General features: G+C 55.8%; 20 protein-coding genes and 1 tRNA gene. 19 read left to right on the top strand and 2 right to left on the bottom strand.

What is annotated here, in order from left to right:
- Window positions 1-14 precede the first annotated feature (14 nt).
- From B5F76_RS01745 to B5F76_RS01775, 7 genes are all read left to right on the top strand, one after another.
- Window positions 15-917 carry a Jag family protein gene (locus B5F76_RS01745; RefSeq protein ID WP_087350031.1) on the top strand — a complete coding sequence of 301 codons (903 nt, stop codon included), beginning with the start codon at window positions 15-17 and terminating at the stop codon, window positions 915-917.
- Window positions 914-2,347, top strand: a complete 1,434-nt coding sequence (gene mnmE / locus B5F76_RS01750; RefSeq protein ID WP_087350033.1) for a tRNA uridine-5-carboxymethylaminomethyl(34) synthesis GTPase MnmE — start codon at window positions 914-916, stop codon at window positions 2,345-2,347. Before B5F76_RS01745 ends, mnmE begins: the two co-directional genes overlap by 4 nt.
- Before the next feature lie 65 nt (window positions 2,348-2,412).
- The gene (locus B5F76_RS01755) at window positions 2,413-3,036 is read left to right on the top strand and encodes a 3'-5' exonuclease (protein ID WP_087350035.1); all 624 of its coding nucleotides are present in this window, start codon (window positions 2,413-2,415) and stop codon (window positions 3,034-3,036) included.
- A complete protein-coding gene (locus tag B5F76_RS01760) occupies window positions 3,029-4,207 on the top strand; it encodes a GAK system CofD-like protein (RefSeq protein ID WP_162608623.1) in 1,179 nt (392 codons plus the stop codon). The genes B5F76_RS01755 and B5F76_RS01760 overlap by 8 nt, the downstream gene beginning before the upstream one ends.
- Window positions 4,200-5,228 (top strand): pseudouridine synthase, encoded by a 1,029-nt coding sequence (locus B5F76_RS01765; protein WP_087350041.1) that lies wholly within the window; start codon window positions 4,200-4,202, stop codon window positions 5,226-5,228. The genes B5F76_RS01760 and B5F76_RS01765 overlap by 8 nt, the downstream gene beginning before the upstream one ends.
- A gap of 119 nt (window positions 5,229-5,347) precedes the next feature.
- Window positions 5,348-5,932, top strand: coding sequence for a DUF47 domain-containing protein (locus tag B5F76_RS01770; protein ID WP_239406915.1), 585 nt, complete (start codon window positions 5,348-5,350; stop codon window positions 5,930-5,932).
- On the top strand, window positions 5,925-6,932 hold the full coding sequence (locus tag B5F76_RS01775) for an inorganic phosphate transporter (protein WP_087350046.1): 1,008 nt from the start codon (window positions 5,925-5,927) through the stop codon (window positions 6,930-6,932). Before B5F76_RS01770 ends, B5F76_RS01775 begins: the two co-directional genes overlap by 8 nt.
- A 122-nt stretch (window positions 6,933-7,054) precedes the next feature.
- Here the strand turns inward: B5F76_RS01775 and B5F76_RS01780 are convergent, their stop codons facing one another.
- Entirely contained in the window at window positions 7,055-8,254 is a 1,200-nt protein-coding gene (locus B5F76_RS01780) for an aspartate aminotransferase family protein (protein ID WP_087350048.1), read from the bottom strand.
- A 102-nt stretch (window positions 8,255-8,356) separates the two neighbouring features.
- Window positions 8,357-8,860 carry a dUTP diphosphatase gene (dut, locus tag B5F76_RS01785; RefSeq protein ID WP_087350280.1) on the bottom strand — a complete coding sequence of 168 codons (504 nt, stop codon included), beginning with the start codon at window positions 8,858-8,860 and terminating at the stop codon, window positions 8,357-8,359.
- 285 nt (window positions 8,861-9,145) lie between these two features.
- Between dut and trmFO the strand changes: the two genes are divergently transcribed.
- The 12 genes from trmFO (at window position 9,146) to B5F76_RS01850 (ending at window position 22,595) form a co-directional block, all read left to right on the top strand.
- Entirely contained in the window at window positions 9,146-10,477 is a 1,332-nt protein-coding gene (gene trmFO, locus B5F76_RS01790) for a methylenetetrahydrofolate--tRNA-(uracil(54)-C(5))-methyltransferase (FADH(2)-oxidizing) TrmFO (RefSeq protein WP_087350051.1), read from the top strand.
- A gap of 80 nt (window positions 10,478-10,557) precedes the next feature.
- Window positions 10,558-10,634: transfer RNA gene (locus B5F76_RS01795), tRNA-Val, on the top strand.
- Window positions 10,635-10,787: 153 nt separating this feature from the next.
- A complete protein-coding gene (gene thrS / locus B5F76_RS01800; RefSeq protein WP_087350054.1) occupies window positions 10,788-12,722 on the top strand; it encodes a threonine--tRNA ligase in 1,935 nt (644 codons plus the stop codon).
- 1 nt (window position 12,723) lies between these two features.
- Window positions 12,724-13,254 carry a translation initiation factor IF-3 gene (infC, locus tag B5F76_RS01805; protein ID WP_087350057.1) on the top strand — a complete coding sequence of 177 codons (531 nt, stop codon included), beginning with the start codon at window positions 12,724-12,726 and terminating at the stop codon, window positions 13,252-13,254.
- A gap of 77 nt (window positions 13,255-13,331) precedes the next feature.
- Window positions 13,332-13,529 carry a 50S ribosomal protein L35 gene (gene rpmI, locus B5F76_RS01810; RefSeq protein ID WP_087350060.1) on the top strand — a complete coding sequence of 66 codons (198 nt, stop codon included), beginning with the start codon at window positions 13,332-13,334 and terminating at the stop codon, window positions 13,527-13,529.
- A 110-nt stretch (window positions 13,530-13,639) separates the two neighbouring features.
- Complete coding sequence (gene rplT / locus B5F76_RS01815; protein WP_087350063.1) at window positions 13,640-13,990, top strand: 50S ribosomal protein L20; 351 nt, start codon at window positions 13,640-13,642, stop codon at window positions 13,988-13,990.
- A gap of 106 nt (window positions 13,991-14,096) precedes the next feature.
- On the top strand, window positions 14,097-15,131 hold the full coding sequence (pheS, locus tag B5F76_RS01820; protein WP_087350066.1) for a phenylalanine--tRNA ligase subunit alpha: 1,035 nt from the start codon (window positions 14,097-14,099) through the stop codon (window positions 15,129-15,131).
- A 405-nt stretch (window positions 15,132-15,536) separates the two neighbouring features.
- Window positions 15,537-17,930: a phenylalanine--tRNA ligase subunit beta gene (pheT, locus tag B5F76_RS01830; protein WP_087350072.1), complete on the top strand. Its 2,394-nt coding sequence runs from the start codon at window positions 15,537-15,539 to the stop codon at window positions 17,928-17,930.
- 250 nt (window positions 17,931-18,180) lie between these two features.
- Entirely contained in the window at window positions 18,181-18,609 is a 429-nt protein-coding gene (locus tag B5F76_RS01835) for a MerR family transcriptional regulator (RefSeq protein WP_087350283.1), read from the top strand.
- On the top strand, window positions 18,606-19,316 hold the full coding sequence (gene rpe / locus B5F76_RS01840) for a ribulose-phosphate 3-epimerase (RefSeq protein ID WP_087350075.1): 711 nt from the start codon (window positions 18,606-18,608) through the stop codon (window positions 19,314-19,316). The genes B5F76_RS01835 and rpe overlap by 4 nt, the downstream gene beginning before the upstream one ends.
- A 20-nt stretch (window positions 19,317-19,336) precedes the next feature.
- On the top strand, window positions 19,337-21,331 hold the full coding sequence (tkt, locus tag B5F76_RS01845; protein WP_087350078.1) for a transketolase: 1,995 nt from the start codon (window positions 19,337-19,339) through the stop codon (window positions 21,329-21,331).
- An 88-nt stretch (window positions 21,332-21,419) separates the two neighbouring features.
- Window positions 21,420-22,595: a phosphoglycerate kinase gene (locus B5F76_RS01850; RefSeq protein WP_087350081.1), complete on the top strand. Its 1,176-nt coding sequence runs from the start codon at window positions 21,420-21,422 to the stop codon at window positions 22,593-22,595.
- Window positions 22,596-22,623: the final 28 nt, after the last annotated feature.

Consider the following 22,623-nt stretch of genomic DNA (forward strand, 5'->3'; position numbering starts at 1 on the left):
TCCGGGTATCTGGCATGGAGACAGCGACCGAGGACGGGTTCAAGGAGTTTCTGGGAAAAAATCTTGATGCAGCCATCGAGGACGCCTGTCAGTACTTCAATGCCAGCCGCGAGCGGCTGGAAATAGAGATACTGCAGGATGCCAGGAACGGCATATTTGGCATAGTCGGTGCCCGCAAGGCCAAAATTCGTGCACGGCGGGCAAGACTGCGCGCTACCGTGCAAAGCGTGCTCGGTTCCCTTTCAGCACACGGAAAAGTCTCGCGCCCCATAAGCCCCTCGCCCGCAAGGGCAGGGGCTGGTCGCGAAAATTTCGGTTCACAGGCAGCAGAAGAAGCGGACAGGCACCAGGAAGAAGGGGGGTGTTCCCGCGGCTTTCGCAAAAGCTGCGAGGAAAGCCTGCCAAACAGGCCCCTGAAGAAAGAGGCCATACCCTCTGCCCTGGAGGAAACCAGGGAAATTCTGACCAGACTTCTTGTTCCTCTGGTAAACAGTCTTCCCCGGCTGGAGCTTTTCTGTGAAGAAGGAGAAATCCTTGCCTGTGTGTCCGGCATCGACGACCCGTCCCACATAATCGGCCGTGACGGACTTGTGCTTGTAGCCCTGCAGCATCTGGCAAGCCGCCTGGTCTCGCGAAAGATGCAGGCAGGGATAAGCATACGGATTGACGTTGGGGATTATCGCAGCAGACAGGAGGAGGAATTGAAGGAACTGGCCCTGTCTCTGGCCCAAAAGGTCAGCGACAGCGGAAAGTCTCTTTCCACCCGGCCCTTGAGTTCCTATCAGCGCCGTATTGTACACATGGCTCTGAAGGGACAGGAAGGCATCCAGACGCGCAGCGCGGGCCAGGGCACACTGAAGCGCGTGCTCATACAGAAAAGAAAAGCCCCACAGCAGGAGAACCCTTGCCTGTCATGACAGCTTCTACAACGACAAATGGCACCATTGTAGCCCAGGCAACAGCCCAGGGCAGTGGTGCCATTGCTATTATCCGCATTTCAGGCCCAATGGCAAAAAAGCTCTTGGGCCTGCTTTTTACGCCATCCCAGGCTACTTTCAGCGATTTTGTACCCTGGAGGGTGTACCATGGCATAGTTCATGACCTGAATGGCACAAAAATAGACGATGTGCTCTGTTTTTACATGCCTGGTCCAAGGACATACACTGGCGAGGACTGCGCCGAAATACACTGCCATGGCGGGCAGCTTATAGTGTCGGCCATCATCGAGGCTTTGCTTGAGGCAGGCGCCTGTCCCGCACGACGTGGAGAATTCACACACAGGGCCTTTCTCAACGGCCGCATGGATCTGAGTCAGGCCGAAGCAGTGGCGGAAATGATTGCTGCTCCGAGCAGGACTGCTCTCGGACAATCCCTGCGCAGACTGAACGGCGAACTCGGCCGCAGGGTCGGCAAAGTGCGTGAGAAACTCGACTGGGTGCGCATGAACATGAGCCTTGCGGTAGATTTCCCCGAAGACGAAGTCGAAATTCTGGACAGAAAGGATTTTCTGGCCCATGTCCAGTCTGCAGGCAGGTCACTGCAGGATCTTCTGCGTGGAGTGGCGCGTGCAAAGGTCTATGCGAACGGCGCAAGGGTTGTTCTGGCCGGATCCGTCAATGCCGGCAAATCCAGCCTCATGAATGCGTTGCTCGGCAAAAACCGTGCTCTGGTAACAGACGTGCCCGGCACGACCAGGGATTTTCTGGAAGAGGGGCTTCTTCTGGGAGATCTTCCCATACGCCTGGTGGACACTGCCGGTGTGCGCGAAAGCAGCGACAAGGTCGAATCCCTCGGCATAGAACGCTCAAGGCAGCAGATAGAGGAAGCGGATCTGCTTGTTATCGTGGTTGACGGGGCAGCCCTCGGTTCTTCCGGGACAGGAGAGCTCAGCTGCCCGGACGAGGTTGCGGCAAGGCTTTTGCAAAATGCTTCCCCGTCCACTCTTGTAGTCTGGAACAAGGCTGATATATGCCTTCCGGAACTTTCCGAAAAACAGACAAGGCCCGAATGGTGCGTATCAGCGCATGGAGAAGTGGACTTTGTCTGTGTCTCGGCACTCACAGGCTTCAATCTTGATCTGGCTTGCGACAAAATGGCGCAGCTGATCCTCGGCAATCTTCCTGGTGACGAATACGGTCTAGCTCCCAACGACAGGCAGGCCCATGCCCTGCACTACGCCTGCAGGGAGCTTGACGCCCTGGCTCGTGACATTGAGGCCGGACAGCTGTATGATCTTCTGTCGGTACATTTAGACATGTGCTGCTCTTTTCTGGATGAAGTCATTGGTGTGGGAACCGCTCAGGATGTGCTCAATCACGTCTTTGAAAGCTTCTGCATAGGCAAATAGCCACATCCTAAAGTCCTGCCGGCCTTCCAGCCGGAGAGAAGAGCCGGCACGCTGGGGGCTCTTTCATGGAACTTGATGAAAACATACGCAAGAAGCTGACAAGCGAAGAGATCAATGAGCTGCCCCTGGTGCACTATGGAGGTCCGGTTTCCATCATACGCAGCAAAATGCTGCTGGATCTTGCCCTGCCTGCTCTCAAGGAGGAGCCTGTACTGGGCTTTGACACCGAATCTCGGCCGACCTTTCGCAAGGGAGTTGCCCATTACCCCTCCCTCATCCAGCTTGCTACGGCAAAGTGCGTCTACATCATTCAGCTAAAGCATCTACCCCTGAACAGGGAAATCACGGATCTGCTGTCCTCCCCCAATCAGATCAAGGCAGGCGTGGGCATTGGCGAGGACATGCGCGAACTGGCCAATCTTTTGTCCTTCACCCCCCAGGGGCATGTGGATCTCGCCAACATAGCAGAAAAAAACGACATCAGCAGCCGCGGGCTCCGCTCGCTTGCAGCCAGTCTCTTCGGCGAACGCATCTCCAAGGGGCCCCAGTGTTCCAACTGGAGCCTTCCCAACCTGAGCGTTCGTCAGGTCATATACGCTGCCACAGACGCATGGATGGGCAGGCGCATCTTTTTGCGCATGCGTGAACTCGGCCTCAAGGGATTGCCCAAGGGGAGCCAACTTGACTGACGACAAGCCCCACCTTGCAGATACGGAACATCCGCCCATTTTCTTCAGCGGCGGTACTGCTCTCAAAAGGCTGAGCTCGACCTTTGCCGCCCAGGGCTGCCACACTGTGCATCTTGTCACGACCTTTGACTCCGGTGGCTCTACGGCTAGGCTGAGGGCGGCCTTTGCCATGCCTGCCCTGGGGGATTTGCGCAACCGCCTGGTTGCCCTTGCGGACCCAGACCTGTGCAGCCACGCCCTTGTGCACTGCATGGAAACAAGGATCCCTGACACAGGTGATCCGCAGAATCTGCGGCAAATGCTCGTTGCCATGGGTAGGGAGGACCATCCTGTCTGGCAGGGCATAAACGCAACTCCGGCAAGGTGTCTGCGTCAGTGTCTGACCCACTTTCTCGCAGCCATGCCAGCCAGCTTTGACGCAAGACAGGCAAGTCTCGGCAATATCTGCATGGCAGGCAAATATCTGCAGGAACACCGCTCGCTCAATGCCGTCCTGGGGCTTTTCTCCCGCCTGCTTCACGTGCAGGGCGAGGTCTTGCCCATTGTGGAAGAGAGCCTTCATCTTGCGGCAAGGCTGTGTGACGGCACAACGCGTGTGGGGCAGCACCACTTCAAGGAATTCACAAGCCCGATACAAGAGTGCTTCCTCACCGTGAACGAGCCCGACAGGGGCAGGGACGAACCTGTCGTCTGCAAACCAAGGGCTTCCTCGGCTGCCCTTGCAAGACTGCGAGAGGCAGGACTTGTCTGCTATCCCATGGGGAGCTTCTTTTCGAGCGTGGTAGCGAACCTTCTTGCAGACGGGGTGGCCAATGTCGTGGCAGCACTTGACTGTCCCAAGGTCTTCATTCCCAATACTGGGCACGATCACGAACTCATGGGTCATACCTTGTGCGACGAGATGCGCATCCTTGTGCAGACGCTTCTGGGTGAACGTTGCAGTGCAGCAGACAACGGCTGGAAGGAGTCTGCAGGTCTTTTCCTCACCCACATGATGGTGGATACCCGCAACGGTCACTATCCCGGAAGCATGGAGCTTGCGCAAAAACTTGCACAGGAAGTCGGGGTGCAGGTTCTCGATCTGCCCCTGGTAGACGAAGACAGACAACACCATAATCCCCAAAAGCTTGCAGAGCTTATCCAGCACATGACGGGAACGAATAATGCCTGACGCAATATACATAGTCGGGCCGCAACATGCAGGAGACAGGCTTGATCACTGCCTTTCCCAGTTTTTGAATCTTTCCCTGCGGGCCAGCAAAAGACTTATCGACGATGGACAGGTCCTTCTCAACAACAAAAGGGCAAGGCCAGGTCAAAGGGTACGGGAAGAAGACGTCGTATGCGTTGCACAGATAACGGCTCCAGAGAAAAGCCTTGACGAGAATGAGAAGCATGCATCTGCGAGGCTTTTGCTTTGCAACGCAAGCTTTGCCTTTCTGTACAAGCCGTCCCTCTTGCATACCGTACATCTTGCAGGCAGGAACAACACAAGTCTTGAGGATTTTCTTGCGCATCTCTTGCCCGGAGAGGAAGACAAAAGGCTTTTGCAGCGTCTGGATTACGCGACATCGGGCATAGTGACCTGTGCTTTGAATGCCAGTGCAGAAGCATTGTTCCGTGCAGAGGAAAGCTCGGGCCATGTCTGCAAATACTACCTCTGTCTTTTGCAGGGCAATCTCGATCATTCCCTGCTCATGAAGGCCCGGCTTGTGGGCAAGGGTGCAAGGGTTCAGGCCACAAACGAGAACAATCCCGATCCTGCGCGCTGGACAGAGATTGTTCCCCTCAAGGTTCTCGACGCGCAAGAGGCCTGTTTCTTCCTCCCCAGAGACGTGCAGGACTCAAGCCTTACCCTGGCAGGGTGCCGTATCCACAGGGGATTTCGACATCAGATTCGTGCCCATTGCGCTCTAGCCGGACACCCCCTGGCAAATGACGACCTCTACGGACACTCTAACGGGCAGGGCAGCAATACCTTCTCCCCACACAAACTCAAGACTAACAAGGAACGTGTGCAGGATACAGGGACTACACGACATTTTTTCCTGCATCATGCAAGACTCGAATTTGACCAAAATGTGGTTGAAAGCCTGCCAGACTGGCTTTCCAGGATCGACAGGGGCGAACATGAAGCGCACAAATGGTTTGCACAAAACAATTTTGTCGGCTATGGTAGATGTCCGGTGTAACATAACCGAAACATGCCTGTCACGTATTTGGCATTCTCGCCAGGGCATGCCCGACATCTCAAACCGATGGATCGCCCATGTTTGCAGCATTGCTCCCCAAATCGGCCCCTTTTTTCGAGATGCTCCTCGAACAGAACAATCTTTTGCGCCAAGCTGCTGAAGAAAATGTGCGTCTCTTCAGCGAAGTAGAAAACCGCTACAGCAGTTACAAAATCATTGCGGAACTTGAAGACAAGGCAGATATCCTGTACCGCAAGCTAGGACGCAGCCTGTCTTCAACCTTCATAACTCCAATCGACAGGGAAGACATCCTGCGCATCAGCCAGGGCCAGGAAGAATGTCTGGACAATCTGCAGAGTCTGGCTGCCAGACTCACGTCCTATAACATGCCGGACATGCTCTTTTCAGCCCAAAAGACAGCAAGCATTGTGCAGGAAATGTTCGCACTCACAACGGACATGCTTGTCGGCCTGAGCAAGCGTCGGGACGCACACAAGACAAGGGCTTTCCGCAACATGCGTGCGGAATGCGATTCACTGCTCGCAGTCGGCCTTGCCGAGGTGATGGATGTGAGCGAACAAAATCTGTCCAGCCTTCCCTCCGTGCTCAAGTGGATGCAGATCTACACAGGTCTGGAAAATCTTCTGCATCAGGTAACAGAACTTTTTGAACATATTGAAGAAGCGGTGATGAAAAATGTTTGAGGTACCCCTTCTTCTCGTCCTCATTGTCATCACAGCCCTCATTTTCGATTTCACCAATGGCGCCCACGACTGCGCCAACGCCATTGCCACAGTCGTTTCCACCAAGGTCGCCACACCCCGCATGGCTGTCACCATGGCCGCACTCCTGAACCTGCTTGGAGCCTTCCTCGGAACCGAAGTAGCCAAGACACTGGGAGGAGGTCTTGTCTATCCTGCCATGGTTGAAGGCTCGCAAATCCTTGTCTTCGCAGCTCTTGTTGGCGCCATAGTCTGGAATCTGCTTACCTGGTACCTTGGTATCCCCTCCTCTTCCTCCCACGCACTTATCGGCGGCCTGCTTGGCTCCGCCTGGGCCCATGCCGGCTTTGAGGCCATCAACTTCTCGGGTGTTGTCACCAAGGTTGTCCTGCCCTTCATTGGCTCGCCTCTTGCAGGTTTTTGCGCAGGCTTTCTGGCCATGTTTATCATCTACTGGGTGTGCGCACGCTTCAGAAGGGCTCGCATCAACGCCTGGTTTCGACGCATGCAGCTTGTCTCGGCAGGCTTTATGGCCCTCTCGCACGGCCTCAATGACGCTCAGAAGACCATGGGCGTCATTACCCTGGCCCTGCTTCTCTTTGGTTACCTGGATACAGTGGAAATTCCCCTCTGGGTCAAGCTCGTCTGCGCCCTGGCCATGTGCATGGGAACAGCCATAGGCGGCTGGAAAATCGTCAAGACCATGGGGCACAGAATCTTCAAGCTTGAGCCCGTACACGGATTTGCTGCCGAAACTGCCACAGGCTGCGTCATCACCTGCGCAAGCATGATCGGCGCTCCTGTCAGCACGACCCATACGGTTTCATCTGCCATTTTCGGCGTAGGATCTAGCAAGCGCTTGAGCGCTGTGCGCTGGGGCGTTGCCGGCCAACTCGTCATTGCCTGGGTATTGACTCTGCCCTGCGCTGGCATTGTGGGAGCTATTTCCTACAAGGTTCTGCACATGATCTGGCCTGCATAGACCCTTTTTGCAAACAAGGGGAACGCACCATATTCGAAGGGGGAGGAAGGCAAAACCTTCCTCCCCCTTTCTTTCAGGAAAACAGCCCGGGATTCCGTCCGCAAACACCCAAAAAACAGGTGTTAGTCTTTGAGCAGCCTTGTCTCCAGGGCGTCCATGAATGCGTCCACATCTTCCTCGCTGATGACAAGGGGCGGCAAAAGACGCAGGGTTGTGTCATGGCAGAGATTGCACAAATAGCCTGCCTCAAGCAGTGAGGCCCAGACATCACGTGCGCTGTGCGGAAGCTCTATGCCTATGAAAAGGCCCTTTCCGCGCACCTCCTTGATGGAACCGGGATGACTGTTCATGAAAGCTCTTGCCCTGTCCATGATGCGATTGCCAAGCCTTTCGGCTCTCTCGGCAAGGTGGTCGCGCTGCATGATCTCGACCACCTTGCTTGCCACAGCCGAGGTCAGCAGCCCCGCACCAAAGGTTGTGCCATGGGAGCCAGCGACAAAGCCCTTGCTCACCTCTTCCGTTGCCATGACTCCGCCCATGGGCAGACCATTGGCAAGGGCCTTGGCCATGCTGATGATGTCCGGCTTGACGCCACATGTCTGATAGGCCCAAAAGCGTCCCGAGCGGCACATGCCTGCCTGCACCTCGTCGCAGCAAAAGAGCACGTCCCTTTCCCTGCAGAGTTGTTCCACAGCGCGGACATAGTCATTATCCAGGACAATAACGCCACCCTCGCCCTGCACTGCCTCGAGAAGGACAGCGCAGGTTTTGTCGTCAATCGCCTGGGCCATGGCCTCGATATTTCCTGCCTCGACCTGCTTGAAGCCTGCTGGCAGAGGCTTGAAGCCGTCCGCCAGAGCGTCCCTGCCAGTTGCAGCAAGGGCACCAAATGTCCTGCCGTGGAAGCATCCGGAAAGAGTGATAATGTCTACGGCCTCTTCCCTGCCCCTGACTCTGGTCATGTATCTGCGTGCAAGCTTGATCAGCGTTTCATTGGCCTCGGCGCCGGAATTGCAGAAAAAGCAGCGGCTCAGGTGCTCTGTTGTGCCCACAAGCTTTCTGGCAAGCGCGACCTGGGGCTGGCTGTAGGCAAGATTGCTCACGTGCCACAACGCCCTTGTCTGCTCGTTGAGAACGTCAACAAGCTCCGGATTGCAGTGCCCAAGGCTTGTTACGGCTATGCCGGCAAGCAAATCCACATATTTCTTGCCGTTCACATCCCACAGGTGCGCTCCTTCCCCCCTGGCAAAAGCCACGGGATAGCGCCCGTAGGTCTGCATGATGTATTTATGGTCGTCTTTGACAATTTCTTCATAGGTCATGATGATTTCTCCTCGAAGTACTCTCTTGCTTGCCCTTCGCCTTTTTCGGGCAAGCGCTGCTATCGGCAAAAGAGCCCTGCGTGTGTCTGTTGCAATCAGCCCCTATCGTCCACTGTGTCCAAATCCGCCTGCACCACGTTCCGTAGCCTGCAGATCATCGACCAGGGCATAGCAGGGCCTTGCGTATGGCTGGAATATCAGCTGCGCTATGCGCTCGCCTCGGCTGATTCGTCGCACGTCCTTCGAAGTGTTCAGCAAAACCACCAGTATTTCTCCCGTGTAGTCCGGATCAATGACGCCCACACCCTGAGCCACGGTCAGGCCATCCCTGGCGCCTAGCCCACTGCGCGAATAGAGAAAGCCGGCATACCCGGGGGTCCGGGGCTGTACCCGCACACCGGTAGGGATAGTCGCGCGTTCGCCAGGGGCAATCTCCAAGGCCTCCCCTGCAAGCACAGCACGCAGATCCGTGCCAGCAGAGCGGCTGGTCGCCGCACAGAGGCCCTCCCTGTACAAGGCTTTTGCCTCGTCGCTGGTGAAGGCGATCCCCACCTCCAAAACAGGTTCCCTAACCTGTTCCGATGTTTGCTGATCGAAAGCTGTCATAATTCTCAAACTTGCTCCCGCAAATCAAAACACTCCCTTCCAAAGGGGACGAAAAATTTACTCGACTTGCCATTGTCCTGCAAGATCTGATTTTTGCAGGCAAAATACCTGCCTCTTTTCCCATGCCTTTCGATTGCCATGCCTCCAGTCTGTCAGGGGGCTTCCCCTGTTCATGACTTTTGCGCATCTCTGTGGCATGTAGGGGCTGCGCCGCAAGCATCCAACCCTTGTTTTCCGGGTGCTTGCCTGCGACACAACCTACAGGAATCATTCCAGGAACCATTCATGTCCGAAATAGCTATAGTTGGTGCCGGTCTTGCCGGCTGCGAATGCGCCAGAGTCCTTGCCGCCAGGGGAGTGGACGTCACTCTTTTCGAATGCAAACCAAAGGAACGCTCAAAGGCTCACGTCTCCGACAATCTGAGCGAGCTTGTCTGTTCCAATTCCCTGCGCTCTGACGCACTGGCAAGCGGTATTGGCCTTCTCAAGCAGGAATTGCGCGATCTGCACAGTCCCTTCATGGCCGATGCTGATGCCTGCCGCGTTCCGGCAGGCAAGGCGCTTGCCGTAGACAGGGAGCTCTTCTCCTCGCGCATAACCCGGGACGTGGTGCAAAATCCCCGCATCAACCTTGTGCAGGAAACTATTTCCTCGCTGGAAGAGGCACGTCTTGCGCCGTTCAGATTCATTGTCCTGGCAGCCGGTCCCCTTGCCACCGAGAGCCTCTCGCAAAGCCTTGCCAGCGCCATTGGCATGGAGCACTGCTATTTCTACGACGCCATTGCGCCCATCGTCTGGGGGCACAGTCTCGACTATGGCATTGTCTTCAGAGGATCCCGCTACGGCGACGAACAGGGAGAAGGGGCTGACGAGGGAGACTATCTCAACTGTCCCATGACCAGGGACGAATACAATGTCTTCTACGAGGCCCTTTGCGCTGCGGAAAAGGTGCACGCCAGGGATTTCGAAAAGCACTTCGAGGGCTGCATGCCCATCGAGGCTCTGGCTGAACGCGGCCCCAAGACCCTGGTCTTCGGTCCCATGAAGCCTGTCGGCTTTACGGATCCGAGAACAGGCAGACGCCCCTGGGCCCTTTTGCAGCTCAGGGCAGAAAGTCTCAACGCCGCAGCCTACAACCTTGTTGGCTGCCAGACCAAGCTCACCTATGCCGAACAGGCCCGCGTCTTTCGTCTGATACCAGGCATGGAGAAAGCCGAATTCATACGTTTTGGCAGCATGCACCGCAATACCTACGTCAACGCACCAAAAGTGCTTGCCCCAGACAGCTCGCTGCTCGCAAGACCCAACGTTTTTGTCGCAGGCCAGCTCTCAGGAGTGGAAGGCTATGTGGAATCTGCAGCGCACGGACACTGGATTGCCCAGATACTCCATGCACGCATCACGGGAAGAGAGCTCACCTCACCCCCGCTGACCACTGCCCTTGGCGCCCTGCTCGGACATCTCAGAACGGAGCAGAAGAAATTTCAGCCAAGCAACGCCCATTTTGGCCTCATGCCCGAACCGGACTTTCGCATTCCCAAAAAGGAGCGCAAGGAATGGTACGCACAAAGAGCCAGAGCAGATTTCGAAGCCTGGCAGGCCCAAAATGCCCTGTAGTCAGAAAATTTTTACAATTGCGAAAAAAATGCTTGACGAGAAGGCTGAGAAACTATAAACAGACTCCTGCCTTTAAGAACAGGAGCGTAGCTCAGGTGGCTAGAGCGCTTCCTTGACACGGAAGAGGTCAGCAGTTCAAGTCTGCTCGTTCCTACCACACTCAAGCAATCGGGAGTGCATCTCCCGGCGGCGAAAGGCGTTGTACGCCAACCGCCCTTGTTAAAAATATACGCCGGAGGGGAGGTCATTGGCCTCCCCTTCTTTTTTATGTGCTTGCGACACTGCACATAGTACGGAGGAATTCTTTCCCATGGATGTCCGTGTAGAAGGACAAACAATTGCCGTGGCAGAAAACGCGGACATTGCGTCCGTGCTCAAGTCTGCCATGAGCGGCAAAAAGTTCAAGAGTATCGTGGCTGCTTCCATAGACGGCAAGACATATGATCTTTCCTCTCCCCTGCCCGCTGGCTGCACCGAGATAACCCCCATTGTTGCCAGCAGTCCCGAAGGACTGGAAATGATCCGGCATTCCACTGCCCACGTCATGGCCCTTGCCGTGAAAAAGCTCTTCCCCAATGCACTTGTGACCATTGGGCCCGCCATCGAGAACGGCTTCTACTATGACTTTGATGTGGAAAAGCCCTTCACTCAAGGTGATCTCGAACAGATAGAAGCGGAAATGCACCGTATTGCTGCGGCAAGAATTCCCTTCGTTCGCTCGGAAATGTCCAGTGACGAGGCTAAGACAAAATTCGGGTCCATGGGCGAGAAATACAAGGTCGAAATCATCGACGACCTCGGTGAGGCCAATGTCTCTCTCTATCAGCTTGGCGATTTTGTGGACCTGTGTCGTGGTCCTCACGTGCCGAATTCGGGCTTTTGCGACCATGTTCGCCTGACTGCCGTTGCCGGAGCCTACTGGCGCGGCAATGAGAAGAACCGCATGCTTTCCCGCATCTACGGCACTGCCTTTGCGGATGAAAAAGCCCTGAAAGACTATCTCCACCAAATGGAGGAGGCCAAGCGCCGCGATCACAGAAAGCTCGGTCGGGAACTAGGCTTCTTTACCTTTTTCGAGCACGTTGCTCCCGGCATGGTCTTCTGGCTGCCCAAGGGCATGCTCATGCGCACCATCCTGGAAGACTTCTGGAAGCGCGAGCATTTGAAACGTGGCTATTCCATTGTGCAGGGCCCGCAACTTCTGCGCCAGGAAACCTGGAAGCAGTCCGGACATTACGACCACTATCGCCAGAACATGTACTTCACCGAAATCGATGAAGAGATGTATGGCATCAAGCCCATGAACTGCATTGGGCACATGCTTATCTACGGCAATTCGGTCCACTCCTACCGTGACATGCCCGAGCGCTTTTTCGAGCTTGGCCTTGTACACCGTCATGAAAAAAGCGGAGTGCTGCACGGACTTTTGCGCGTTCGTCAGTTCACACAGGACGATGCGCACATTCTCTGCACACCCGAGCAGCTTGAAAGCGAAATCATCAATGTCATCCGCCTCATTCAGGATCTGATGACCTTGTTCGACTTCAAGTACAAGATTGAAATTTCCACCAGACCCGAAGACAGCATCGGTACGGACGAGGCATGGGAGCTTGCTACGAACGCCCTTATCGAAGCCGTCAGGAAGGAAGGTCTCCCCTACAGCATCAATGAGGGTGACGGCGCCTTTTACGGACCAAAGATAGATGTCAAGCTGCTTGACTGCATTGGTCGCGAATGGCAGTGCTCCACAATTCAGGTGGACTTTACCCTGCCCGAGCGTTTTAACCTGACCTATGTGGGTCAGGACGGCGAACGTCATCGTCCCGTTATGGTGCACAGGGCCATCATGGGTTCCGTGGAGCGCTTCATTGGCGTGCTTATCGAGCAGTACGCAGGAGCCCTGCCTGTCTGGCTTGCGCCCGAACAGGCCAGGTTGCTCACTGTTACCGATGCTGCCATTGATGCAGCCAGGGACATGGAAAAGACCTTTGCCGCAAACGGCATCCGCGTCAGCCTCGACGATCGCAACGAAAAGCTTGGCTTCAAGGTGCGCGAGGCTCAGGTGAACAAAATCCCCTACATGCTTGTGGTGGGAGAAAAGGAAGCACAGAGCGGAACTGTGAGCGTTCGTTTGCGCACAGGAGAAAATCTGGGCATGAAGACCGTCGAGGAAACGATTGAACTGATCAGGGCCGCGGCGGCAGAACCGTTCACGAAAGGAGGAATGAGCTATAGCTTCGCCTAACATGAAACCCCGCAGGCGCATGCCCGATGACGGGGTCCGCCGTAACGAGCTGATACATGCGCGCGAAGTGCGTGTTATCGGCATGGACGGAGAACAGCTGGGCATAATGTCCCGCAATGACGCCATTGCTGCGGCACGTGATGAAGGTTGTGATCTGGTCGAGGTCTCTTCCAATTCCGAACCGCCTGTCTGCCGCATTATGGACTATGGCAAGTTCAAGTACGAGCAGCAGAAAAAGCGTCAGGACGCCAAGAAAAGGCAGGCTGTTGTCCAGGTCAAGGAAATCAAGGTTCGTCCCAAGACGGACGACCATGACTACGAAACCAAGGTGCGGCATGTTCGCCGATTCCTTGAAGATGGCGACCGCTGCAAGGTCACAGTCTTCTTTCGTGGGCGCGAAATTGTCCACAAAGATCGCGGCATGGACATACTCGATCGCTTCGTGAAGGATCTCGAGGATGTCGCAAGGGTTGACCAGGAGCCACGCGCCGAAGGCCGCACCCTGCAGATGCTGCTTGTGCCCAAAAAATAGAGCTTGCAAGGGGCACGTTTTTCAGGCAAGCTCACCCTCCCCTAGAGGGAAAGTTTCATTTTGTGAGGTCCAAACAAATGCCGAAGATCAAAACGCGGCGTTCTGCCGCCAAGCGCTTCGAACTGACGAGCACCGGCAAGTACCGTCGTCGCCGTCAGAACCTGCGTCACATCCTGACCAAGAAAGCGCCTGGCCGCAAGATGCGTCTTGGGCAGCCCACCGTGGTGGATTCTGCCAATCTGAAGGCCGTCCGCAGGCTTCTGCCCAACGGATAGGTTTTACATCCGATTTTTGCTGATCGTCCCCCAAGGGGAAGATCCCATATTGTACTGTCCCGGCGGGCTTTCCGACCTACGCCTTGTCCGGGTTTGAGGAGGACACACCAATGCGTGTAAAGAGAGGTCTTGCCGCACATCGCAGGCACAAAAAATATCTTGACGCTGCCAAGGGTTTCCGCGGTGCACGCCATCGTCTGTACCGTACCGCCAGGGAAGCCGTTGAGCGCTCGATGCAAAATTCCTTTGTCGGCCGCAAGCACCGCAAGCGCGACTTCCGTCAGCTGTGGATCCTGCGCATCAATGCTGGTGCTCGCTTGAGCGGACTTTCCTACAGCCGCTTCATGCATGGTCTGAAGGCTGCAGGCATCGTTCTGGACCGCAAGATTCTTGCCGACCTTGCCGTTTTCCACAAGGATGATTTCGCTGCCCTGGTGGAAAAGGCTAAAGCATCCCTCTAAGGACAGTTGCTTTGAAACGAGGAGACAAGGCTATGCCCTTGTCTCCTTTTTCTTTTTTTTGCATCAAGCCCGTCCCGGCTTCCGGGGTCGGGTCACGGAACTAGACATGGATATCATTTCTGCTCTGGAAGGCCTTGCACCGGAACTGGAAAAAGGCCTCGAAAAAGCCTCTACAGCCGATGAACTGGAAAGTCTGCGCGTGAAATTCCTTGGCCGCAAGGGTGAGCTTGCCTCCATCATGAGCGAATTGCCCTCGCTTGCTCCGGAAAAGCGCCCCGAGGCAGGCAAGGTTGCAAACAGGGTCAAGGAAGAGCTCACCACCCTGTTTGAAGCACGCAAGAAAACCCTCGAGGACCTCGCCGAGCAGGCCTTTATCGAAAGTTTCGATCCCACTCTGCCGGGCCGCCATCCATGGGAAGGTACAAGACACCCCATCACCCTTACCATGGAAAAAATCTGTTCTGTTTTCGAAAAGCTGGGCTTTGATATCGAAAGCGGCCCCGAAGTCGAAACAGACTACTACAATTTCGAAGCGCTGAACCTGCCTCCCGAGCACCCGGCCCGCGACATGCAGGATACGCTCTATATTACGGACAACATTGTTCTGCGTACCCAGACCTCTGCAGTCCAGGTCCACACCATGGAGAGGCGCAGGCCCCCTCTGGCCGTTGTTTCTCCCGGCAAGGTCTACCGCCGCGATTCCGACATCACGCACACTCCCATGTTCCATCAGGTCGAAGGCCTCATGGTAGGCGACAATGTGACCCTGGCCCATCTGCGCGGAGTTCTGACTGCCTTCAGTCAGGCCATGTTTGGCAAGGAGACCAAGGTTCGCTTCCGCCCCAGTTTCTTCCCCTTCACGGAGCCTTCCGCAGAAGTGGATATTTCCTGCTGCCTGTGCCACGGCAAGGGACATGTGAACGGCACACCCTGCCGAGTTTGCAAGACCACTGGCTGGCTTGAAATCCTTGGCTGCGGCATGGTTGATCCCGCGGTCTTTTCCTGCGTGGGGTACCCGGAAGACATTACCGGTTTTGCCTTTGGCATGGGCGTAGAACGCATTGCCATGCTTACGTATGGCCTTGGCGATCTGCGCATGTTCTTTGAAAACGACGCTCGTTTCCTGCGCCAGTTTGTCTAAGCGCCTTGTTCAGACGGTTTGTTCAAAGATGCGTGTTCCCCTGTTGCCCCTGTTCTGTGCCTGTCTTTTGGCAGGCTTTTGCCCGCAAATGGCCTCTGCTGCCAGCTACTCAACTTCGGCTCCTCCCAGAACCGGACTCGAGTCTCCAGACACGCCGCTCAAGGGCCGGAAAATTCCCACCATTGAAGCCTTTGGGGATGCCTACGGCAACCCCATAACGCCTGACATACAGGAAAAGCCGCGAAAAGAGAGGCTGCGCAATGGTGCATACGGGGGCAAGAGACAAAAGGAACGCCCTCTTCCGAACCCGATGGACGAACGTCCTCTTTGGTAAAACATATTTTTTCATGCGGCGTTGAAGGACAAAACACATCTGCAACGCCCCTTTCATGCCCAAGGTGACTTATGCTGCTTTCACTCTCCTGGTTACGCGAATTTGTTCCTTATGAAGGAAGCGCCTCGGAACTTGCCGACCGCCTGACCATGCTTGGTCTGGAAGTGGATGACATCGTCCATCCCTTTGCAGACATCTCTTCCATTGTGGTTGGCAAGGTTGTGGAGTGTGCTCCCCATCCCAACTCCGATCACATGCACGTCTGCAAGGTGGACGTCGGCAGTGGCGAACTTCTGCCCATCGTCTGTGGCGCTCCCAATGTGGCCGCAGGCCAGACCGTAGCCGTGGCCACGGTCGGCACTGTCATGCCCGGAGGCATGCAGATCAAGAAGGCCAAATTGCGTGGCGAACCCTCTTTCGGCATGATCTGCTCCGAAAGGGAAATGGGCCTGAGCGAGGATCACACTGGCATCCTTGTTCTTGATGACAGCCTCCCCATAGGTGTTCCCCTTGTTGATGCCCTGAACCTCGACAAGGAAGTTCTCGATATAGATATTACGCCCAACAGGGCCGACTGCCTGAGTGTCTTGGGACTTGCCCGCGAAGTGGCCCTAGCCTTCAATCTTCCCATGCAGGTCACGGAAAAGCTTCCCGAATTTTCGGCCTCCGACTATCCCCACCCGGAGATTGTCATTGAGGATCCCGCGTTCTGCCCCTGCTACATGGGTCGCGTTATCACTGGTACCACGCTTGCCCCAAGCCCCATTCGCATGCGCTACCGTCTGCATGCCGTGGGCGTTCGCGCCATCTCCAATGTTGTTGACGTTACCAACTACATCCTCATGGAGACAGGCCAGCCCCTGCACTCCTTTGCTCTTGACAAGGTGCGCGGTGGCAAGGTCATAGTGCGCCATGCCGAAGAGGGGGAGCACTTCACGACCCTGGACGGACAGGACAGGATTCTCACAGCCCGCGATCTCACCATTCGCGACGCAGAGGGCCCTGTGGGTCTTGCCGGTGTCATGGGCGGACTCGAAAGCGAAATGACTGCCGAAAGCAAGGGAGTCTTCCTTGAATCCGCCATTTTCAGGCCTGCATCCATCCGCGCCACGGCCAGGCGCCTTGGCCTGCACTCCGAAGCATCCTTCCGCTTCGAACGCGGCGTGGACCAGCAAAGAACCCAGTGGTGCCTCGACAGGGCTTGTGCCATGATCCAGAGTCTTGCCGGTGGCATTGTTTCCGACAGACTTTGCAAGAGCGAGCCTGCGCCCTTCGTACCTGCGCAAATCAAGTACCGCCCCGCCCGCTGCACAAAACTTCTTGGCGAGGAGCCCGGTCTCGACTTCAGCAAGAATGTGCTGACAGGCCTTGGCTGCGAGGTGGATGCTACAAACAGTGACGAATGGAGCGTGAAGCAGCCCAGCTGGCGTCCCGATGTCACTCGCGAGGCGGATCTTATAGAGGAAGTCGCCCGCTTCTACGGCATGGACAAGGTCAAGCCTGTCCTGCCCAGTGTCGAGCGCAAGCTTGAGGACGCTTCCCTGCCCGAAACCACCTATGCATTCATGGATCGTCTGCGCTGCTGGGCCAGCGGCCTTGGCCTCAACGAATGCATCAACTACAGCTTTGTGGGCACAAGGGATCTCGATTTGCTCAATCTTCCTAAGGAAGGACGCATCGAGATAATGAATCCCCTCTCTGCCGACCAGGATGTGCTCAGGACCGCCCTTGCTCCCGGACTTTTGCACACCCTGAATACCAACATGCGCCAGAATGCAAGCTCAGTGCGCATCTTTGAGCTCGCCAACGTCTTCGTGAAGGACGACACAGTCTACACAGGAACACGCGAGACCGGCATGATGGGCTTTTTGCTCACAGGCCGCCGCTACGACGAGCTCTGGCCACAGAAAGTCGGCGAACTGGACTACCTTGACCTCAAGGGCATAGCCGAAAACCTCATGCGTTTCCTGCATCTGCCCGCTCCGACTGTCAGCCTGAAAAGCGAGCATCCCTATCTCTTGCCTGCAGTAGACGTGTATGTGGGTGAGGAATGCGTAGGCACCATGGGCCGTGTCCAGCCTGCCATTGCCGACCGCTATGAGGCTCGCTGGCCTGTATGGGTGGCAGAATTCAACCTTGAAGTTCTGCGCAGGCTGCACGACGCAGCAACGACAGGCTTCAGGGAGCTCGCAACCTATCCCGCTGTTCGCCGGGATATCACGGTCATCGCGGATCCTGGCATGAAGGCAAAGACCATCATGGATGCCATCATCTCATCCGGATCCTTCCTGCTTGAAGACGTCTCCATGATCGACCTCTTTGTTCCCAAGGACGGCTCAAGCCGCAACCTCACCTTCCGTCTGACCATGCGTTCTCCGAAGAAAACGCTCAAGGATGCGGAAGCGGACAAGGAAAGGGATCGCATTGTGCACGCCCTGGAAAAGGACCTCGGCGTCCGCATCTAGCGCTCTTTCTGTCATCTGACATCGGCAAAGCGTCACACAATCTTTTGGCACGCAAGTCCTGAAGGCTTGCGTGCCTTTTTTGTCCCCAATGCCCGCCTCTTCAGGTTGAAGCAACAGGCAAGCAGGCTGCAGAAGTGTTGTGTTCCTTTGTCCAAGACTTGCCCTCATATGGACGGCAGAAAAAAAAAGTGTCAGTATGCGTGCGGAAAAAGGATCTTTTGCTTGCGATTCCTCGGGGGATTCCGACTGCATGGGAGATTTGGGAAGAACCTATCGTATAGGGCAGATTGCCACCATACTCGGTGTCAGAACATCTGTTCTCCGTTTCTGGGAGCAGGAGTTTCCTGTCCTTGCGCCCATACGCCTGCCAAGTGGCCACAGGGCCTATACGGAACAGGATCTGCGCATGCTGCAGCGCATACGGGAATTGCTCTATACCAGGGGCATGACCATTGAAGGGGCACGCCAGCATCTTCTCAGACGCGCACCTGCAACCATGTCTGCAGAAGAAATTGAAACCCGTAACAGAAAACTTGCAGAAAGACACAGAGAACAGGCAGAAAAACGCCGCGCCCGCTCTGCCATGCGCAAGGGCAGCGACAATGTCTTTCTGCGCTCCATTCTCCAGGATCTGAAGCAATTGAAGCAGGAACTCGAACAGGAGGAAGCCCGCGCATGATACTTTCCCCCTCACTACTCTCTGCAAACTTTGGCAAACTCGCAGAGGAATGCCGGGATCTTGAAAAGGCCGGCGTGCCTTGGCTGCACCTTGATGTCATTGACGGAAGCTTTGCACCAAACATTACTTTTGGCATCCCGGTCATTGCTTCCTTGAGAAAGCAGTGCAGCCTCTTTTTTGACGCCCATCTCATGGTGAACGCCCCCTCCCGTTATGTGGAGGACTTTGCCAGGGCTGGTGCGGACCTCATTGTTGTCCACTCCGAAGCCGAAACCCATCTGCAGCGCTGCCTTGCCAAAATACGTGAACTGGGCTGTCTTGCCGGTGTAGCGCTCAATCCTTCCACGGATATCGGGCAGCTTCGCTGGCTGACTGCGGATTTGGATCTTGTTCTGCTCATGAGCGTGAACCCCGGTTTTTCCGGCCAGAAATTCCTGCCTGTAGTAGAAGCAAAAATTCAGGCAGTGCGCGAGCTTCTGGATGCCAACAATGGCAGCCATATTCCCATTCAGGTAGACGGAGGGGTTTGTCCAGAAAACATCGGCAGGCTGGTTCAGTGTGGTGCCGATGTTTTTGTGTCCGGATCCGCCTTCTTCAAATTTCCGCCCTACGACGAGCGCCTCGCCCAATTCCAGAAGGCAGCCGCTCAGGGCGAGCTGCGTTTGGCAGCACAAGTCTGTTCAAAATGGAAACCTCGCCAGGCGTAGCGAGCTTCAAGGAGAGTTTCATGACCGTGACCCGTTCGCAGTGTGCCAATGCCATCAGGGCTCTTGCCATAGATGCCATAGAAAAAGCCAAATCCGGCCACCCCGGGGCCCCACTGGGCATGGCCGACATGGCCGAAGCACTCTGGCGCCACTGCCTCAAACACAATCCTGCCAACCCAGACTGGTTCAACCGCGATCGCTTTGTGCTCTCCAATGGACATGCCTCCATGCTCATGTACAGCCTGCTTTATCTCACAGGCTACAAGCTCGGCTTGGAGGACATCAGGAATTTCCGCCAGTGGGATTCGCTCACTCCGGGACACCCTGAGCATGGACATACCCCAGGCGTTGACATTACCACCGGGCCCCTCGGCTCCGGCATTGCATCTGCTGTCGGCATGGCCCTGGCAGAGCGCATGCTTGCAGAAAAATACAACAAGCCCGGCTACAATATCGTCGACCACATGACCTATGTTTTCATGGGTGACGGTTGCCTTATGGAAGGCGTCAGCCACGAGGCCTGCTCGCTTGCAGGCACATGGAAACTCGGCAAGCTTGTTGCCCTCTATGACGACAACGGTATTTCCATTGACGGCAAGGTCAGCGGATGGTTCACGGAAGATGTGGCAAAGCGCTTTGAGGCCTACGGCTGGCAGGTCGTTGGCCCCATCGACGGACATGATGCCGAGGCCCTGGACAAGGCTCTCGCCGAGGCCAGAAGCGACACAACACGTCCTTCCATCATTATCTGCCGCACCCACATCGGTTTTGGTTCTGTCCTAGCCGACAGCGAAAAATGCCATGGCTCTCCTCTCGGAACAGACAACGCAAGCAAGGCAAAGATCGACCTCGGCCTTCCTGCCGAGCCCTTCTCCATCCCGGCAGAAATTCTTGCTGCTTGGGACGCCACAAAACAGGGCCAGGCATGGGAAGAGGAGTGGCAAACCCTGCTTGAAGGCTACAAAAAGGATCACCCTGGTCTTGCCAAGGAATTTGTTCGCCGCATCAGCGGCACTCTCCCTGTAGGCACCGACACTGTTGTGGACAATATTGTGCGCAAAGCCCGTGAAGCAAGGGAAAAACTCGCCACCAGAGTGTCCTCGAAAAACGTCTTGAGCGAACTTGTTCCTGCCATTCCCGAACTTGTTGGCGGCTCTGCGGATCTTTCGGGTTCTGTCGGGACCAAAACGGCCTCGTCCGTTATCATGAATCCCGACACCTATGACGGCAACTATCTTTGCTACGGTGTGCGTGAATTTGCCATGGGCTGCATCATGAATGGACTTGCCGTTCATGGCGGCTTCATCCCCTATGCCGGAACCTTCATGGTTTTTTCCGACTACGCGAAACACGCTATCCGTCTTGCAGCCCTCATGAAATTGCGCGTCTGCTGGGTGTTGACCCACGACAGCTATGCGGTTGGCGAGGATGGCCCCACTCATCAACCCATAGAACAGCTGAACATGCTGCGCTCCATACCCGGTTGCACTGTCTGGCGCCCCTGCGACGCAGAAGAGTGCGCCATTGCATGGCAGGCGGCTCTTGCAGCACAGGGCCCAACCTGTCTGTCACTTTCCCGCCAGAGCCTGCCCTACATCGACAAGGGCAAGAATCCCGCCATGTCCAGGGGCGGATACATTGTACGCGACTGCCAGGGCAAACCTGAACTCATTCTTCTTGCCACTGGTTCCGAAGTTTCTCTCTGTGTGGAGGCGGCCAGTATTCTGGACGGCCAGGGTGTCAGGGTGCGCGTTGTTTCCATGCCATCCTGCGAAGTCTTCGACGCCCAGGATGAAGAGTACAAAATGAGCGTCCTTCCCGAAGACGTGCGTGCCCGTCTGGCTGTGGAAGCTTCATGGTCCGGCTATTGGTACCGCTATGTAGGCCTTGACGGCGATGTACTGGGCCTGGATCACTTTGGCGCATCTGCTCCCGGCGGTGAACTTGCAAAGCATTTCGGCTTTACTGCCGACAATGTGGTGGCAAGAGCTCTTGCCCTGCTCGGGAAGGCCTAGACGCCAATATTGCAGATTTTCTGCCCCTGACCGCAGTCAGGGCTACGCACACTTTTGTCTGTACCGGTCCAACCGGTGGAGGAAACCAATGCCTATTCCCAAGATGACGGATCTGGATCTTCGCGGCAAAACTGTTGTCATTCGCGAAGATCTCAATGTGCCCGTCAACAACGGCAAAATTACCAACGACAAGCGTATCCGCGCTGCCCTGCCCACCATACAGTATGCTCTTGACAAGGGCGCAGGCGTCATTGTCCTGTCCCATCTTGGACGCCCCAAGGAAGGTGAGTTTGATCCGCAGTTCTCCCTGGCACCAGTGGCAAGCCGCCTTGGCGAATGCCTTGGCCGCGACGCCCTGCTCACAGACGACTTTGAAGTGGCAAGAAAAGTCCGCCCCGGCGGCGTAGTGGTCTTTGAAAACGTACGCTGCCTCAAGGGCGAAAAGGCCAATGATCCTGTTCTCGCCAAAAAGCTTGCCGATCTCGGCGACGTCTACGTCATGGACGCCTTTGCCACTGCCCACCGCGCCCAGGCGTCCACCGAAGGTGCCATCCGCGCCGCAAAGGAGGCCTGCGCGGGCCTTCTGCTCACTGCCGAACTCGAAGCCTTCGCCAAGGTTCTCGACAATCCCCAGCACCCGCTTGTGGCTGTCATTGGAGGTTCCAAGGTTTCCACCAAGCTTGAACTTCTGAACAATCTGCTCGACAAGGTGGACAAGCTCATTGTTGGCGGCGGCATATCCAACACCATGCTTGCAGCCAAGGGGAACAGTGTTGGCAAATCCCTCTATGAACCGGATCTTGTTGAAGCTTCCAAGGAGATTCTGGCCAAGGCAGAAAGGCTCGGCAAGGAAATTCCCCTTGTCATCGATGTAGTGGTGGCAGACGAGCTGAAGGAAGGCGCCACAGCCACTGTGTGCATGGCAAACGAGGTCCCCGAGGACAAAATGATCCTCGACGTGGGACCCAAGACAAGGGAGCTCTACGACAAGGTCCTCAAGGAAGCCAGGACAATAGTGTGGAACGGTCCTGTGGGCGTATTTGAAATCAATCCCTTTGGCGAAGGAACAAAGGCCATTGCACAGAGCATGGCCGATTCCGAGGCCTTTGTGGTTGTGGGCGGCGGAGACAGCATTTCTGCAGTCGAAGGTTATGGCCTGGCTGACAAGATGGACTACATTTCCACAGGCGGTGGCGCATTCCTCGAACTTTTCGAGGGCAAGAAGCTGCCTGCTGTGGCTGCTCTCGAAGATCGCTGCAAGTAATCCTTGACAAGGAAATCGCTTGTGACTA

The organism is Desulfovibrio sp. An276, from assembly GCF_002159665.1.
GTDB classification, from domain to species: domain Bacteria; phylum Desulfobacterota; class Desulfovibrionia; order Desulfovibrionales; family Desulfovibrionaceae; genus Desulfovibrio; species Desulfovibrio faecigallinarum.

What these genes read in the sequence shown, in the direction of transcription:
- B5F76_RS01765 (WP_087350041.1), top strand. Translation starts at nt 4,200, where the DNA reads ATGCCTGACGCAATATACATAGTCGGGCCGCAACATGCAGGAGACAGG.
- pheT (WP_087350072.1), top strand. Translation starts at nt 15,537, where the DNA reads ATGCTGCTTTCACTCTCCTGGTTACGCGAATTTGTTCCTTATGAAGGA.
- infC (WP_087350057.1), top strand. Translation starts at nt 12,724, where the DNA reads ATGAAACCCCGCAGGCGCATGCCCGATGACGGGGTCCGCCGTAACGAG.
- rpmI (WP_087350060.1), top strand. Translation starts at nt 13,332, where the DNA reads ATGCCGAAGATCAAAACGCGGCGTTCTGCCGCCAAGCGCTTCGAACTG.
- dut (WP_087350280.1), bottom strand. Translation starts at nt 8,860, where the DNA reads ATGACAGCTTTCGATCAGCAAACATCGGAACAGGTTAGGGAACCTGTT.
- B5F76_RS01775 (WP_087350046.1), top strand. Translation starts at nt 5,925, where the DNA reads ATGTTTGAGGTACCCCTTCTTCTCGTCCTCATTGTCATCACAGCCCTC.
- B5F76_RS01755 (WP_087350035.1), top strand. Translation starts at nt 2,413, where the DNA reads ATGGAACTTGATGAAAACATACGCAAGAAGCTGACAAGCGAAGAGATC.
- B5F76_RS01850 (WP_087350081.1), top strand. Translation starts at nt 21,420, where the DNA reads ATGCCTATTCCCAAGATGACGGATCTGGATCTTCGCGGCAAAACTGTT.
- rpe (WP_087350075.1), top strand. Translation starts at nt 18,606, where the DNA reads ATGATACTTTCCCCCTCACTACTCTCTGCAAACTTTGGCAAACTCGCA.
- rplT (WP_087350063.1), top strand. Translation starts at nt 13,640, where the DNA reads ATGCGTGTAAAGAGAGGTCTTGCCGCACATCGCAGGCACAAAAAATAT.
- B5F76_RS01770 (WP_239406915.1), top strand. Translation starts at nt 5,348, where the DNA reads ATGCTCCTCGAACAGAACAATCTTTTGCGCCAAGCTGCTGAAGAAAAT.
- tkt (WP_087350078.1), top strand. Translation starts at nt 19,337, where the DNA reads ATGACCGTGACCCGTTCGCAGTGTGCCAATGCCATCAGGGCTCTTGCC.
- thrS (WP_087350054.1), top strand. Translation starts at nt 10,788, where the DNA reads ATGGATGTCCGTGTAGAAGGACAAACAATTGCCGTGGCAGAAAACGCG.
- mnmE (WP_087350033.1), top strand. Translation starts at nt 914, where the DNA reads ATGACAGCTTCTACAACGACAAATGGCACCATTGTAGCCCAGGCAACA.
- trmFO (WP_087350051.1), top strand. Translation starts at nt 9,146, where the DNA reads ATGTCCGAAATAGCTATAGTTGGTGCCGGTCTTGCCGGCTGCGAATGC.
- B5F76_RS01835 (WP_087350283.1), top strand. Translation starts at nt 18,181, where the DNA reads ATGGGAGATTTGGGAAGAACCTATCGTATAGGGCAGATTGCCACCATA.
- B5F76_RS01780 (WP_087350048.1), bottom strand. Translation starts at nt 8,254, where the DNA reads ATGACCTATGAAGAAATTGTCAAAGACGACCATAAATACATCATGCAG.
- B5F76_RS01745 (WP_087350031.1), top strand. Translation starts at nt 15, where the DNA reads ATGGAGACAGCGACCGAGGACGGGTTCAAGGAGTTTCTGGGAAAAAAT.
- pheS (WP_087350066.1), top strand. Translation starts at nt 14,097, where the DNA reads ATGGATATCATTTCTGCTCTGGAAGGCCTTGCACCGGAACTGGAAAAA.